Source organism: Variovorax sp. W2I14, assembly GCF_050435205.1.
GTDB lineage: Bacteria > Pseudomonadota > Gammaproteobacteria > Burkholderiales > Burkholderiaceae_C > Variovorax > Variovorax paradoxus_C.
Map to the genome: position 1 here is coordinate 4,149,251 of NZ_JBNDJX010000001.1, position 14,473 is coordinate 4,163,723.

The 14,473-nt window shown below is 65.2% G+C and carries 13 protein-coding genes; 9 read left to right on the top strand and 4 right to left on the bottom strand.

Going from position 1 to position 14,473, the window contains the following annotated elements:
- Nucleotide 1: 1 nt before the first annotated feature.
- Genes QF040_RS19570 through QF040_RS19610 form a run of 9 tightly spaced genes read left to right on the top strand, consistent with a single transcriptional unit; the run spans nt 2 to nt 9,200 of the window.
- Complete coding sequence (locus tag QF040_RS19570; RefSeq protein ID WP_429612448.1) at nt 2-1,318, top strand: CpaF family protein; 1,317 nt, start codon at nt 2-4, stop codon at nt 1,316-1,318.
- A complete protein-coding gene (locus tag QF040_RS19575; RefSeq protein WP_429612449.1) occupies nt 1,311-2,303 on the top strand; it encodes a type II secretion system F family protein in 993 nt (330 codons plus the stop codon). Before QF040_RS19570 ends, QF040_RS19575 begins: the two co-directional genes overlap by 8 nt.
- Nucleotides 2,300-3,271 carry a type II secretion system F family protein gene (locus QF040_RS19580; protein WP_429612450.1) on the top strand — a complete coding sequence of 324 codons (972 nt, stop codon included), beginning with the start codon at nt 2,300-2,302 and terminating at the stop codon, nt 3,269-3,271. The genes QF040_RS19575 and QF040_RS19580 overlap by 4 nt, the downstream gene beginning before the upstream one ends.
- Nucleotides 3,268-4,230 (top strand): hypothetical protein, encoded by a 963-nt coding sequence (locus QF040_RS19585; RefSeq protein ID WP_429612451.1) that lies wholly within the window; start codon nt 3,268-3,270, stop codon nt 4,228-4,230. The genes QF040_RS19580 and QF040_RS19585 overlap by 4 nt, the downstream gene beginning before the upstream one ends.
- On the top strand, nt 4,227-4,661 hold the full coding sequence (locus tag QF040_RS19590) for a DUF3613 domain-containing protein (RefSeq protein ID WP_429612452.1): 435 nt from the start codon (nt 4,227-4,229) through the stop codon (nt 4,659-4,661). Before QF040_RS19585 ends, QF040_RS19590 begins: the two co-directional genes overlap by 4 nt.
- Nucleotides 4,662-4,695: 34 nt before the next feature.
- Nucleotides 4,696-5,169: a TadE/TadG family type IV pilus assembly protein gene (locus QF040_RS19595; RefSeq protein WP_429612453.1), complete on the top strand. Its 474-nt coding sequence runs from the start codon at nt 4,696-4,698 to the stop codon at nt 5,167-5,169.
- Entirely contained in the window at nt 5,166-5,639 is a 474-nt protein-coding gene (locus QF040_RS19600) for a TadE/TadG family type IV pilus assembly protein (protein ID WP_429612454.1), read from the top strand. The genes QF040_RS19595 and QF040_RS19600 overlap by 4 nt, the downstream gene beginning before the upstream one ends.
- A gap of 15 nt (nt 5,640-5,654) precedes the next feature.
- The gene (locus QF040_RS19605) at nt 5,655-7,754 is read left to right on the top strand and encodes a TadG family pilus assembly protein (RefSeq protein WP_429612455.1); all 2,100 of its coding nucleotides are present in this window, start codon (nt 5,655-5,657) and stop codon (nt 7,752-7,754) included.
- An 18-nt stretch (nt 7,755-7,772) separates the two neighbouring features.
- Nucleotides 7,773-9,200 (top strand): sigma 54-interacting transcriptional regulator, encoded by a 1,428-nt coding sequence (locus QF040_RS19610; protein WP_429612456.1) that lies wholly within the window; start codon nt 7,773-7,775, stop codon nt 9,198-9,200.
- Nucleotides 9,201-9,358: 158 nt separating this feature from the next.
- On the opposite strand, the gene QF040_RS19615 is transcribed toward QF040_RS19610, so the two are convergent.
- The 4 genes from QF040_RS19615 to QF040_RS19630 form a co-directional block, all read right to left on the bottom strand.
- Nucleotides 9,359-10,933 (bottom strand): TolC family protein, encoded by a 1,575-nt coding sequence (locus QF040_RS19615; RefSeq protein WP_429612457.1) that lies wholly within the window; start codon nt 10,931-10,933, stop codon nt 9,359-9,361.
- Nucleotides 10,930-12,252 (bottom strand): HlyD family type I secretion periplasmic adaptor subunit, encoded by a 1,323-nt coding sequence (locus tag QF040_RS19620; RefSeq protein ID WP_429612458.1) that lies wholly within the window; start codon nt 12,250-12,252, stop codon nt 10,930-10,932. The genes QF040_RS19615 and QF040_RS19620 overlap by 4 nt, the downstream gene beginning before the upstream one ends.
- Before the next feature lie 37 nt (nt 12,253-12,289).
- Nucleotides 12,290-14,104, bottom strand: a complete 1,815-nt coding sequence (locus QF040_RS19625) for a peptidase domain-containing ABC transporter (RefSeq protein WP_429612459.1) — start codon at nt 14,102-14,104, stop codon at nt 12,290-12,292.
- Nucleotides 14,105-14,195: 91 nt separating this feature from the next.
- Nucleotides 14,196-14,462, bottom strand: a complete 267-nt coding sequence (locus QF040_RS19630) for a hypothetical protein (RefSeq protein WP_306882649.1) — start codon at nt 14,460-14,462, stop codon at nt 14,196-14,198.
- Nucleotides 14,463-14,473: the final 11 nt, after the last annotated feature.

A 14,473-nucleotide genomic window follows, 5' to 3' on the forward strand; every position in this document is an offset into this window, starting at 1 on the left:
TATGTCCAACGATATCGAATTTGCCGACGACGACCAGACGTTCATCAACTCGCAGCAGTTCCAGGACATCAAAAGCTGGACGCACGACCATCTGCTGAGCCGCATCGAGGAGTTGGGCGCGGAGTTCGGCCGCTGGTCGCGTGCCTCGATCCAGCAGTTCGTCGAGCTCGAGGTCGACAGCTTCGTGCGCCTGCGCCGCGTGCCGATCAACGACCGCGAGATGCAGCTCATCTCGGACGCGTTGACCAAGGAACTCGCGGGCTTCGGACCGCTGGAAGATTTGCTCAACGACCCGGCCGTCGAAGACATTTTGATCAACGGCTACCAGAACGTGTACGTGTCGCGCCACGGCATGCTGGAGCGCGAGACTGTGCGCTTCGCCGACGCAGAGCATGTGATGCGCATCGTGCGCCGCATCCTCGCGCCGCTGGGGCGCCGGCTGGACGAGTCCAACCCGATGGTCGATGCGCGCCTGCCGGACGGTGGCCGCATCAACGTGATCATCGAGCCGCTGGCCATCGACGGGCTGTCGGTCTCGATCCGCAAGTTCCGCAAGGAACCCCTCACGCCTGCCGACCTGGTGAAGCTCGGCACCTTCGACGCGGGCATGGCGCAGCTGCTCGAAATTGCCGTGCGTGCGCGCTGCAACATCCTCGTGAGCGGCGGCACGAGCTCGGGCAAGACCTCGCTGCTCAATGCGCTTGCGAGTTTCATCCCCGGACGCGAGCGCGTCATCACCATCGAGGACACGGCCGAACTGTCGCTGGGCACCAGCCACGTGGTGCGGCTCGAAAGCCGCCCGGGCGGCTTCGATGGAACTGGCGTCATCTCCATTCGCGACCTGCTGCGCAACAGCCTGCGCATGCGTCCTGACCGGATCATCGTCGGTGAAGTTCGTGGCGCCGAAGTGATCGAGATGATGCAGGCCATGAACACCGGCCACGAAGGTTCGATGGGCACCATCCACGCGAGTTCGCCGCGCGAATGTCTCTATCGCCTGGAAATGCTGGCGGGCTTCGCGGGCTATCAGGGCAGCGAAGTGAGCCTGCGCCGGCAGATCGCCAACGCCATCGATTTCATCGTGCAGATCGGGCGGCTCTCGGGCGGCCAGCGCCGGATCATTTCGCTGAGCGAAGTCACCGGCGTCAACGACAACATCGTCGCGATGCAGGAGCTGTACCGCTATGAGCCCATCGTCTCGCCCGATGGCGAGGAGCGCGACCGCTGGGTGTCGCTGGGCATTGCGCCGCATTCGCCCAAGATCACGCGCTTTCGCCAATCGATGACGCGTGCGGCACAGGGAGACAACCGTGCGTGAAGGCCTGCTCGTCATTGCGGTGATCGCGTTGCTGGCGGCAGCCGCGGGATTGCTGCTGTGGCAGTGGGCGAAAAAGCGGCAGGTGCGGCAGGCAGCAGAACGGCACCTGCGCCAACAGATCCTTGCCAGCAGTTCACCGGCCACGCCGGTGCCGATGCCTGTACGGGACATGCCCGCCAGCGAGTTGCCGTCGGGCCTGACCACGGACCCCTGGCTGGAAACCGATGCAGCGTCGAAAGCCACAGTTCCAGCCAACATGTTCGACAAGGTCTTACCCGACCGGCTGGTGGGCGTCGTCGAGCCGCGCACCATCGTGCTGGGCCTGGCCGTCATCGTGGTGCTCGGCCTAGTGGCCGGGGCCATTGGCGGCTGGATCGCCGCGTTGGGCATATTGCTTTTGCTGCTGCTCGCCGCGACCTTCATGCTCTGGCTCCGGCTACAGAAGTTCCGCCGCAAGTTGGTGAGCCAACTGCCTACCTACATCGATGCGATGGTCCGCCTGATCACCATCGGCAACTCCACGCAAGCCGCCTTCCAGCTGGCTATCTCCACCACCGAAGCGCCGCTGCGCGGGCACTTGGAACGCTCGGCCTCGCTGGTGCGCGCGGGCGTGGACTTGGACCGTGCGCTGCACCAGACAGCAACCAACGTGCGGGTCGAGGAGTTATTCCTGCTGGCCTCTATCCTGGGCTTGGGCGTGCGCTACGGCGGTCGTGCCGACCTGCTTCTGGAGCGCGTGGCCAACTTCATGCGCGACCGGGAACAGGCGGAACATGAACTCGTTGCAATGTCCGCAGAGACGAGGCTCTCGGCCTGGATCCTCGGTCTGCTGCCAGTGGGCGTCGGAGCCTTCCTCATCATCATCAACCCGAGCTACTTCATCAGTATGTGGAACGATGGCACGGGTCGCACCCTCATCTTTTCCGCACTGGGCCTGCAGTTGGTGGGTGCCGCGCTTCTCTACCGCTTGGCGAGGCTGGCATGACGTTCACGCCTGATCAGTTGGTCATCTTCGCCCTGGTGCTGTTGGCCGTGGGCCTGATGGTCGGCGCTGGCGCTCTTGTCGCAGCCGAGTTGCGGCGCGCGCGTAGCGGTCAGGTCATCGGCCGTGCTATCCGCCACGCCGGCACCCCACTGGCGGCGGAGTCGCAATTGGGCCCCGAGACCGTGCCCGATGCCGACACGGTGGCACACGCTGACCTCGAACTGCCCTTCCACTGGCTCGATTCGAGGCTAGGCAGGGCGCTGGTCGCCGACGAAGACAGGAACCTCATCGACCAGTGCGGCCTGCCTTCCAAACGCACGCAATTGGTCTTCCTGGTCACGCGCATCCTGCTCGCACTGGTGCTTCCATTCTTGGTCTATGTGATCTGGGGCGAAGGGAATGTGCAACAGCGCACGGTGGTCTTCATGCTGGCAACCTCCTTCGTTGTCGGCTTCATGGCGCCGAAGTGGGTACTCGGCCGCATCGCGGCCGGACGGCGCGAACGAGCGGCGCAAGAGTTGCCACTTTTTATCGATCTGCTGCGACTTTTGCAGGGCGTAGGTCTCAGCCTGGATCAGAGCCTGCAGATCATGGCAACGGACTTTCAGCATGTGCTGCGAGTGCTCGGCTACGAACTGACGCTGGCCAACAACCAATACAGCCGCGGCCGCACACGCGAGCATTCGCTCCAACGCCTGGCGACGCTGCACAAGAACGAAAACCTGCGCGGCCTCGTATCCCTGCTGGTGCAGGTCGACCGGCACGGCGGCGCGGTGCAGGAACCCTTGCGCATCTTCAGCGACCGGCTGCGCGAACACCGGCGCTCGGAGATGAAAGAGCGCATCGGCAAGATCACCGTGAAGATGACCGGCGTCATGGTGACCACGCTGCTGCCGGCACTGGTCATCGTGACCGCGGGGCCGGGATTCATCGCGATATTCCGTTCACTGGGAGTCGTCACCAAATGAAAACCTCCGCCATTTCCATGGGCTCGCGGCGTGCCGGCCGCCTGCCGACCTGCACCGCCGCCGCGCTCACGGCCCTTGTGGCCCTCGCGATAGGCGGATGCGGCACCGTCAAGGACCAGTACGCTGCCAGCGCCGATGCGCAGCAGCGCGCAGCCTTCGAATCGGCTGCCGACACGAAGGCAGGTGCCAGCATCGACACCAAGGCTACCTACCTCCGGCTGGTCGAGCAGATGCAGAACGAAGGCCTGTGGTTTGCATCATTGGCCCACATCGATGCGCTGGAGCAGCGCTGGGGCGTGTCGCCCGAATCCACACGTGCTCGCGCCGATGCGTTGCGCCAGACAGGTCAGGCAGCCTTGAGCGAAGCTGCGTACAAACGCTTGATCGGCACGCCGCTAGAGGGCGCCGGCAACCGCGGCTTGGGCCTCCTGGCAGGTGCGCGCGGCAGCTACCCCGAAGCCGTGCAACTGCTCAAACAGGCCCAGCGTCAGAGCCCGACCGATGCCCTGCTGCTCAGCGATCTGGGCTATGCAAGCCTTCGCGCGGGACAGATCGCCGATGCCCGGATGCCGCTGATGCAGGCGCTGCAACTGAGCCCCAACAACACCCAGGCCCAGGCCAACCTCGCGCTCTATCTCGAAGCCACCGATCAAAGCGAGCAGGCGAACAAACTGATGGAAGCCAACCGCATGCCTGCGGCCACCCGCGCCGCCGTGCGAGAGGCCGCGCAGCAACTGCGCACCGGCTCGCCGCTCGCTGCAACCGACGCCGTGCCCTTGGCCGTTCGCCCGCTGTCTAGCGCCACGACGCTGATACGAGACGACGTGGCGCCCCCACCGTTGGCGCTCAAGGCATCGCGCTGGGCCGGCATGGGCGGCGTGCGCACCGCCAGCCAGCTGAATCCATCCACCGCGGATTCCGCGGCGTCCCCCAACCCGACCGCACGAGGTACTCCATGAAAAAAGAACACGCCCTCCGCCTCGCCGCACTGTCGTCCGCCTTCGGCATGGGCATCGCGCTAATGGTTTGCGCGCCCGCAGTGCTGGCGCAACAGGCGCAGCCTGCACCGAACGCCGCCAGTGCGCAGGCGCCTGCGGCCGTGCCCCAGCCAGCGCTGAGCGCGACACAAGGCACCGCGCCGGACACGGCCGAAATGGCCGAGACCGAAGAGCCTGTGTACGAACCCCTGCAGGTGGGCGATGCCACGCAGGGTCTGCTTGCATGGCAGCGCAGCGGCGAGATCGCCTCGCCTACGCCGCGTTTCATCGCAGGCAATGTCGCGAACCGCAGCTACGAGCGGTATCTCAAGAGCTTTGAGTTTCCGATTCCGGAGCGCATGAGTTCGTCGGTCAAGTCGTCTTCGGGTTCGGGCACTGCCGCCGCCAAGTAGCCGGACGCCTGAGCCGACCCGAACGCACATTGCTATGAAAGCCCCAGGCACCTCCCCTGCAGCACGCCTCCAGCGCGGCGCGTACGCAATCGAGTTTGCGTTGGTGTTCCTGATCTTCTTTGCGGTGCTCTACGGAATCATTTGTTACGGGCTCCTTTTCGCGTTCAGGCTTGGGGTGCAGAACGCGGCGGAGGATGGAGCACGTGCGGCGCTGCGGTATCAGCCTTCGCTTGCAGCCCGGGAAGCCCATGCGGAAGCCGTCGCGGTACAGGCCATTGGATGGCTGCCGGCGGTAGTGACGCGCGATGTGGACGCCACTGTGTGCGGCGTGGTCAGCAACGTTTGCGGGTCGCCGCCCTGCGGCCCGGCTTGGGACGACCGCTGTCAGATGGTGATTACCGTCACCGCTTCGAACATGCACGGCCTGTTACCGCCCTTGCCCGATTTCGCGCTGCCGAACAGCATCGTCGGCAAGGCCAGCATGCTGCTGGACGGAAAGTCGCCATGAACCCCGGCCGCATGAAAAGCAGGGAGCGCGGAGTCGCTGCAATCGAGTTCGCACTCGTCTTTGTCCTGCTTTTCAGTTTTCTGTACGGGATCGCGACATTCGGCGCCGTCTTCTATACCCAGCAGGCGGTCACCCGCGCCGCGGAAGAGGGGGCACGGGCCGCGGGCCTGGTCACCTCCCCCACCAACAACGATCAGCGGGTGAAGGATGCCGTGTACGCCGCGCTGGCCAACTCGCTCGTGGTTCCTGCTTCATCGAATGCCAGCGTGGCGACCCGGCGCAGTTGGATCGAATCCAAGGTAGTGGTGACCGCATTGCCGGCCGGCGCCGGCGCCACGGCGAGCTATGTGGTGACCGTGAGTTATCCGTACAGCGAAAACCGCCTGCTGCCGACGATGCCGTTGCTGGACCTGAGCACTTGGGTACCCAACCAACTACGAAGCCGATCGACCATCGCACTTCGGTCCTGAGGAGGGTTTATCGTCATGGACTCAGCACACCAAAATTCCCTTCGCCGCGGTGCCCGACAAGCACCGGGGCCGCGTCGGCGCGCACGCGGCTCCATCCTCATCAACACGACCATTGCGCTGAGTCTGATCGTCATTACGCTTCTCGGAACTCAGATCGGCTACCTGATGCTGATGAAGCGGGAGCTTCAGAAAACCGCGGATCTTGCGGCACTTTCCGGGGCTCAGTCCTTGCTACCACTCAGTTGCGTCGACGCCAGGACCGCCGCAGTCGCGAATGCCGCGCAGAACATGCCACCGATGCTGCCTCCTCTCGCGGCGGCGGATGTCGAATGTGGGAATTGGGATCCTCAGACCCGGGAAGCACCCCAGCATTTCGGTGCCCCCAATGCGGGCCAGTTCTTCAACGCTGTGCGTGTGAGGCTTTCAAGAACACCAGCCTTGCTCATCCCGAATCTTTCGGGTGGCCAGTCTTTCACGATCACGGTTCAGGCACTGGCGGCACAACGACAGCCGCTTGCCTCCCTGAGCATTCGTAGCACACTGCTGACTATCGACACCGAGCAGTCGGACTTGCTGAATGCAGTGTTCGGCGGTTTGCTGGGCGGCTCACTCTCCGTCCGGGCCGGCGGATGGCAAGGTCTGCTCAACACCAATATCCAGTTACTCAGCTTCCTCGATCAGCTCAAGCTGGACCTCAACATCAGCGCAGTCAACTACGATCAGGTTCTCAACACCGAGGTGGACGCCGGCGTCCTGTTGCAGGCCATGATCAAGGTCATGGAGCGCGGCGGAGACACAGCCAATATCGCGTTGCTCGCATTACGCGATGTATTGGTGAGCGTTCAAGCCTCGCCGTTCACCCTCAAGCTCGGCGATCTGCTGGGCGTTGCCACCGGAACGGACGCAGCGGGCCTGAGCACCGACCTCCAACTCTTCCAACTCGTACAAGGCATGATCCAAGTTGCGAACGGCAAGAACGGGCTCGCGGCCACCGTGCCGATCACCGTTCCAGGCGTCGCAAGCGTCACGACCAAGCTGCAAGTCATCGAGCCGCCGCAGGTTTCGGCGGTCGGAAATCCTGCACTTATCAATGCCAGTCTCGGCGTCAGCGATCCCAACAAGATCTATGTTCGGACTGCGCAGGTCCGCCTGTTGATGTCCCTGAACTTGAGCGGCATTACGGGCGTCTTGAACGATCTGCTTTCCGCGGCGACTGCAGCCCTTTCGCCCATCATTAACTTTCTGAACACCGTCACGACGCTGAATCTCGGAACGCTCGTGACCGACTTGGTTAGCACCCTGCTTGGCTGCGGCGCAATCACCACCTGCCCTTCGCAGAAAGTCATCTACACGGCGGCGCTCCCCGCGCCCATTGACATCGGTATCAGCTCGGGCAACGGATCCGCTCTTGTGACCGGCCACGCGTGCAACACCACAGACAGCAAGTCGCTGAACGTTCAGGCCAACACCAGCGTTGCACGCCTCAACGTCGGCAAGATCTCGAACATGTTCTCGTCTTCGCTGCCACCGATTGCAGAACCAGTGGGTGTCATCGAGATCGGGTATCGCGAAGCCAAGTTCGACAGCTGCAGTCTTCTGTCGCTGGATTGCAGAGGAAAGAAATGGAAGACCGCAAGCGGTGGTTATGTCGCCGACATCACCAGCGCCAAGAAGACCGTCATCTCGGGGCTAGGGCTCGCCGTGAATTCGAATGTCGGCGGTAGCGCCAGCGGCACGCCGCTGACGTATGTCGCCCCAGCGCCTGCAAACCTCCCGGACATCGATGCAGCGCCCTACGATGGCGTGGGGCCGGATCCCTCATTCAAGGCGATCAGCGCCACATCGCTTGTTCAGAGCTTGGAGTCCACCTTGGGCGGCATCCAACTGAAGCCATATTCGAGCGATTCCAGCGGCCTTCTGGGCGGCTTGCTCAACGGCACCCTGAGCCTGATCAGCAATCTCCTGAACACCCTGCAGACGTTGATCCGAGACGCCCTGGCTCCCCTGCTCGATCCTGCACTCAACACTTTGCTCGACCTGCTCGGCATCGATCTCGCTCAAGCGGAAATCGGAGCTCGCCTTTCCTGCAACCGAGGTGCTGAGTTGGTCTATTGATATGCGCATTTCTTCAACATGAGTTCCCCCACCCATTTCGACGAACTCGACCTCTTTGTCTGGGAAGGCAAAGCCGACATCCTTGACCGCATCGCGCGGTGCATGGCGAGCTTCGACGTGGAAGTCACACGGGCTGACGGGCTGCCGCCTCCGCAGCAGGAGCGCGGCGTGGCGATGCGGCCTGCGGTCGCGATCATCAGCGTCACGGTCATCGACAGCGGCGGTCTCGCGCACGCCACCGAGTTCCTCCAGGGCATGCCGGTGATCTGGGTGGCCGCGGGTTCGCGCGAGCGCGATTCGCGGACTTATCCGCCCGAGTACCTGCACGTCCTTCCCTACGACTTCACCTGCGCCGAATTGCGCACGCTGGTCGCGAAGCTGGTGCGGCAACTGCGCGCGCGCGAGATCGCGCCGCAGGCGCCCGATGTGCTGGTGGCGCACTCCGAAGCGATGAAGGCGCTGCTCTCCGAAGTGGGCGCCTTTGCCGACTGCAATCATCCGGTGCTGGTGCGCGGCGAAACCGGCGTGGGCAAGGAGCGCATTGCGCAGCAACTGCACCTCGGGCACCAGTCGTACAGCAAGGGCGCGTTCGTGGCGGTGAACTGCGGCGCGATTCCCGATGGGCTTTTCGAGTCGCTGTTCTTCGGCCACACCAAGGGCTCGTTCACCGGCGCCGTGCATGCGCACCGCGGCTACTTCGAACAGGCCACGGGCGGTACGCTGTTCCTCGACGAAATCGGCGACCTGCCGCGCTACCAGCAGGTGAAGCTCTTGCGCGTGCTGGAAGACAACGCGGTCACGCGGCTCGGGGCCACGTCGCCGATTCGGGTCGATTTCCGGCTCGTGGCGGCGACCAACCGCAACCTGCGCGAGATGGTGGCGAGCGGCGAGTTTCGCGCCGACCTTTTCTATCGGCTCGCGGTGATCGAGCTCCATGTGCCGAGCCTCGAAGAGCGCGGCGAGGTCGACAAGATCGCGATCTTCAAGGCGCTGCTGGGCAACGTGCTCGGCGACGAACTCGAGACGCTGGGCGAAACGCCGCACTGGCTCAGCGATGCGGTCGCCGAAACCTACTTCCCCGGCAATGTGCGGCAATTGCGGAACCTCGCGGAGCGCGTGGGCGTGATCGCGCGGCAGCTGCGCGGCTGGGACCAGAACCTGATCCAGCGCGCCATCGCACTCACGCGCGGCACGCCGGCGCCCGCGATCGCCGCCGACAGGAATGGCGGGGGCGGCAGCGGTGGCGGTGTCGCGCTCGACAGCAACGGCGATCGCAAAGGCTGGAACAGCAGCGAGCGCAACCGCATCATCGCGGCGCTGGAGGTCAACGACTGGAAGCGCCAGGACACCGCGCAGCATCTGGGCATCAGCCGCAAGGTGCTGTGGGAAAAGATGCGCAAGTACCAGATCCTGGACGGCGAACCCGGCATTCCTGAAGACACTTGAGGCTTGCCGAGGGCGGTGCCCAGTCCTTCGACAAGCTCAGGACGAACGGGGCCTAATGGATGGCTCCTCTTCTCTCGGCACCTCCACCACCGTTCGGGCTGAGCTTGTCGAAGCCAGTCCCCGATCCTTCGACAAGCTCAGGACGAACGGCAACAGCTTCAGCGGAGCGTCAGGCGCGGTGTACGGCGCAGCGGCAGGTTGGCGCTTGCCGCACCCGGCGAGCGTTCGACCACGGGCTCTGTGGGGCAGGCCGAATTGCTCGAGATGCACATCTGCGAGAGCAGACCATCCTCGGTGATGACCGAGCGGTTCGGCGGGCCGAAGATGCGGTCGATCCAGTTGTTGGTGCCGTCGGGATCGATGCGCAGTTCACCGGTGGTGCGCGCGAGGCGCAGTTCGGAAATGCGCAGGTCGAAGACGCCGTCGACGTAGTCGAAGAGAAGCGTGTAGTAGTCCAGCTGCGCATCGAGCACCTTGGGCAGCGTCTCGCGGCCGAACTCCATCAGGCGGCGGCGGCCGCGGAAGGCCTGGCCGGAGGTGCTGACGGCTTCCATCAACTGCTTCTCGCGCTCGCGTCCCGACACGGTGCGGGCCCATGACGCCGAGGTGAGTTCGAACAGGTTGTTCCTCACGCCTTCGAGCTTGGCTTCCTGGTTGGCGACTTCGGAGAGCGCGCCCTTCAGGCGCAGCTGGCGGTCGAAGCCGTTGCCGAAGTTCCAGTTGAGCTCGAAGGCCGCGCGCGTCGGGTCCTGCGGCGACACGCCGCGCGGGTCCTTGCTCTTCACGACCACGGCGTCGAGCGTCGGGTAGAGGCTGGACTCCTGCTGTTCGACCAGCGCTCTCGCGCGATCGATGCGGCCCTGCGCTTCGGCGATCTCGGTGCTGCGGCTCTCGGCGCGGCGCAGCGCCTCTTCCTGCGAGCCGATGCGCCACTGCGCAGGCGCCGCGAGCACGGGCAGCGATTCGGTGTTGGGCGTGAACTTGAAGTAGTTGCGGAACTTCGCGAGCGCCTCGTCGCGCTGTGCTTCGAAGTCGGACTCGCGCGCGGCCACGAGCGCACGGCGCGAGGCGGCCATGTTGAGGTCGTTGTCGCCGGACACGCCGAGCGCGACGCGGCGCGCTTCCGCCTTCGAGAGCTCCGCCGTCACCTCGGTGGCGCGATGCGCGATCTGCTTCTTCAGGTCGAAGCGCTGCACCTGGAGGTAGGCGGTGAGCGCATCCAGCACCACCTTCTGCGAGGTGGTGATGACGGCTTCGTCGTCGGCCTTGTTGCCGGCCTCGGCGGCGCGCTGCGCGGCGCTCATGGCGCCGCCGTCGATCAGGCTCACGCGCGCTTCGGCGGTGAGCACGGTGTAGCTCTGGGTCTTGGCGTTGTCGGCGCCGCTGTTGTAGTTGCCCGAGGAGGTGCCGATCTTGAAGCGCGGGTAGCGCGCCTGCTTGGCGGCGTCGACGCTGTAGCTGCTGGTGTTGGCGGCGGCCTGGGCCGTCTGCACCTCGGGGTATTCCTGCGAGAGCGCGATCAGCGCCTGCTTCACGCGCTGGGCGTAGCTCGCGGCGCCGATGGAGGGCGTCGAGAGCCGGCGCGAGAACGAAAGCGATAGCGGCGGGCCGTCTTGTCCTGCCGCGTCCTGCGCAAAGGCGGCCTGCGGCGGCAGCGCGAAGCTCGCGCAGAGTGCTGCGCACAGCACCCCGGTGCCCGTGCGGCGCCGGCTTGTGGCGTTGCGCTCCTTCATGGTTCGCGGAAGGCTTCGCGCCGCAACTTGAGCACTGGACGAAGGATGTACCAGATGAACGGATCGGTGCCCACGCGCAGGTCGACTTCGGACTCCATGCCGGCGGTGACGCGGTTCTCTTCGCGGCCCACGTGCGACTGCGACATGCTGATCAGCAGGCGGTAGTACGGCGCACCTTGCGCGATGGCCGCGTCGCGGTCGGCATCGGCCGCCACCAGCATCACCTTGCCTTCGACGGCACCGTAGCGCAGGTAGTCGTAGGCGGTGATCTTCACGCGCGCCGACTGGCCGATCTCGACGAAGCCGCGGTCGTTCGGGTTGAGCCGGGCCTCGACCATGATCTCGTCCTTGTCGGGCACCACTTCGAGAATCGATTCGCCGGGCTTCACCACCCAGCCCGGACTGGAGTTGCGCAAGCCCTTGACGATGCCGTCCGAGGGCGCCTTCACCACGGTGCGCGAACGCTGCGTGCGGGCGCGCGCGAGGTCTTCGCTCAAGCTGGCGAACTGGCGCTCGACGGTGGCCAGTTCGTCCGAGGCGCGGCGGCGAAAGCGCCCTTCGGCCTCGGCCATCTTGGCTTGCGATTCGGTGATGGCGGCGTTGGCGGAAATCACGCCCTGGCGCGCGACCGCGAGTTCGCTGCGCACGCCTTCGGCCTGGCGGCGCTTCTCCAGCACTTCGACCTGACCGACCAGTTTCTCGCTGAACAGTTGCTCGGAGATCTCGAGCTCCTTCTGCATCAGCTCGAGCCGGTCGCTCAGGCCCTTCACCTTGGCCTGTTGCTCCAGTTGCTTGCTGCGCGCCTGCTCCAGGCCCGACACCGCGCCGGCCATCACGCCGCGCTGCTCGAGGGCGCGCGCCTGGTAGGCACCCAGCTCGCCTTCGAACACGCTCTCGTCGATGTCGGTGGCAAAGGACTGACGGCTGAGCGGCTGGCCGCGGCTCTCGGCCATGAGGCGCACGCGCGTGGCCTGCGTGGCGGCGTAGCGCGCGGTGAGTTCCTCGAAGTTCAGGCCGCTGCCGCCCAGGTCGATCTCGACCAGCGACTGCCCCTGCTTGACCGATTCACCCTCCTTCACCAGCACGGCGCTGACGATGCCGCCTTCCAGATGCTGGATGGACTTGACGCGGTCCGAGGGGATCACGCGGCCCGGCGCGACGACCACGGTTTCCATCGGAAAGCCGAGGCCGACCAGGGCCAGCACGGCGACCGCGCCGCCGATGATCCATTGGCGCCGCCGCCCTGTCGGCGAGGTCTGCGCCGCGCGCTTGGTTTCTTCATCCTGAAGAATCTGCGGCAGGTCTGATTTCAAGTTCACGGTCCCCAATCACTCGTCATGAGTCAAGCAGCCAGCATCACGCCATGGAGCGGGAAGCCGGAGCCCCCGCGTTGTCTTCGTCGCCCACCGCCACCAGCGGCTTCTTCACGCCGAAGAGCTTGGGCACCATGACCGCGGCGGTGCCCACTTCGATGTCGCCCTGGCCCGTCACGTGATAGACCGCCGAGGCGGCCGAGACGATGCGCAGCGAGTGCGTGACCACCACCACGGTGCGCACCTTGGCCACCGCCAGCAGCGTGGCGAGCAGGTTGCGCTCGCTCTGAAAATCCAGGTCGTTGCTGGGTTCGTCGAGCACCAGCACCGAGGGCTTGCGCAGGAAGCTCATGGCCAATGCGAGCTTGCGGCGTTCGCCCACCGAGACGCCGGTGCCGCCTTCGCCGACCATGGTGCGGTAGCCGTCGGGCAGCCGCGAGATGAAGTCGTGCGCGCCCGAGAGTTTGCAGGCCGAGACGATCTGTTCATCGCTCTGGCCGGGCGCGGCGCGGCGCATGGTGTCGATCAGCGAGCCGCCGAACCAGTAGACCTCTTGCGAGAGGTAGCTGATCCAGCGCGAGAGCTCTTCGCGGCCGAACTGCGAGAGGTCGTATTCGCCGATGCTGATGATGCCGCGCGTGGGCGTGTAGAGGCCCGAGAGCAGCTTCACCAGCGTCGACTTGCCCGCGCCGTTGCGCCCGACGATCACATGCAGTCCGCCCGGGCCGATGTCGAGGTCGACGCTTTCGAGCACCGGCTGTTGCGCGGTCTCGGTGAAGCTGAAGCTCACGTCCTTGAGCGTGATGCGGCCGAGCGGCTGCGGCAGGGTCATGCCCGTGGGCGGCTTCTCGACCGGCTCGCCCAGCACGGTTTCCAGGCGCTTGGCGGCTTCCTTCGCGGTGGCCAGCGAGCGCCAGTTCGACACCAGCCCGGCCACCGGTTGCAGCGCCTTGAGCGCGAGCATGTTGGAGGCCACGAGGCCGCCCACCGTCATCCATTGCTCCATCACGGAGATGGCGCCGACGGTCACCACGACGACCGAGAAAACGGTGAGCAACACCGTGGTGCCGTCGCGCGCGGTTTCGATCTGGCCGTTCTTGCTGAAGCTCTCGGTGAGCCAGGCGTTGTACGTCTGGCGCCACATGTCGCTGATGGGGCCGTCGTTGGCCTGCGTCTTGAGCGTTTCGCGCGCGTTGCAGATCTCGGAAGTCATGCGGTCCAGGCCGCGTCCGCGCTGCACTTCCTCGACGCGGCCGGCGCGCACTTCGTCGGCCCACCACCAGGCCAGGAACGACATGATCGCGAGGAATGCGGCCACCACCGGCAACACCGGCAGCGCGACGATGCCGATCACCACGAGCGCGAAGACGGCCATCGGCAGGTCGAAGATCGATTGCGCGAGACCGCCGGTGACGGTGCCGCGCACCGAGCCCACGTCGCGAAAGTACTGCTGCCACACCGAGGCCGGCCGCGCTTCGAGCGCGCGCAGCGGACGCGCGAGCATCGACTGCAGCAGCGCGCCCGAGACACCGTGATCGATGATCGCGCCCGCGTTGCGCAGCATGCGCGAGCGCCGCGTACGCAGCCAGAACTCGATGCACAAAAAGAACAGGATGCCGCTCACCAGCGCGGCGAGCGTGGAGGTGCCGCTGCGCGAGAGCACGCGGTCATACACCTGCAGGAGAAAGATGGAGGGCAAGAGCCCGAACAGGCTGATGGGCAGCGAGCGCCATGCCGCGCTCTTCACGAGCGGGTAAGCCGCGCGGAACGCCGTGTTCAGGGCCTTTGCGTAAGGACTGGCACCCGGCTCGTCCGGCGTTTCGGCAACCAGTTGGCTGGGCAAGAGAAACTTGATCATGAGAAAGGGCCGATCCGTCGTGCAATGACGCGTGCGTCATTATCGACTGTTACCCAACTGTTACAAGGCAAAAATTCGCGCTTTGTGCACCTCAGCATCGAGGCACGCTTGCCTTTGTCGAGTCGACCCGTTGCTCATGTCTCGTCTCTTGTTCGGCCTTCCGCAGCGACGACGTTTGCGTGGCCGTGCAGCCGGCCTGCCGGTCCACCGTCGCCTCCCCTCGCACTGCGGGCAAACCCTCGGCCAGCACCAACGCGATGTTGGCGCACAACAGCATGCACAACACCCATGCGAACAGCAGTTGCAGCCAGCCGAGCCACCAACGCCGCGGCGCCTCCACGTCGCGTTCGTAGGGCATGTGAATCAATG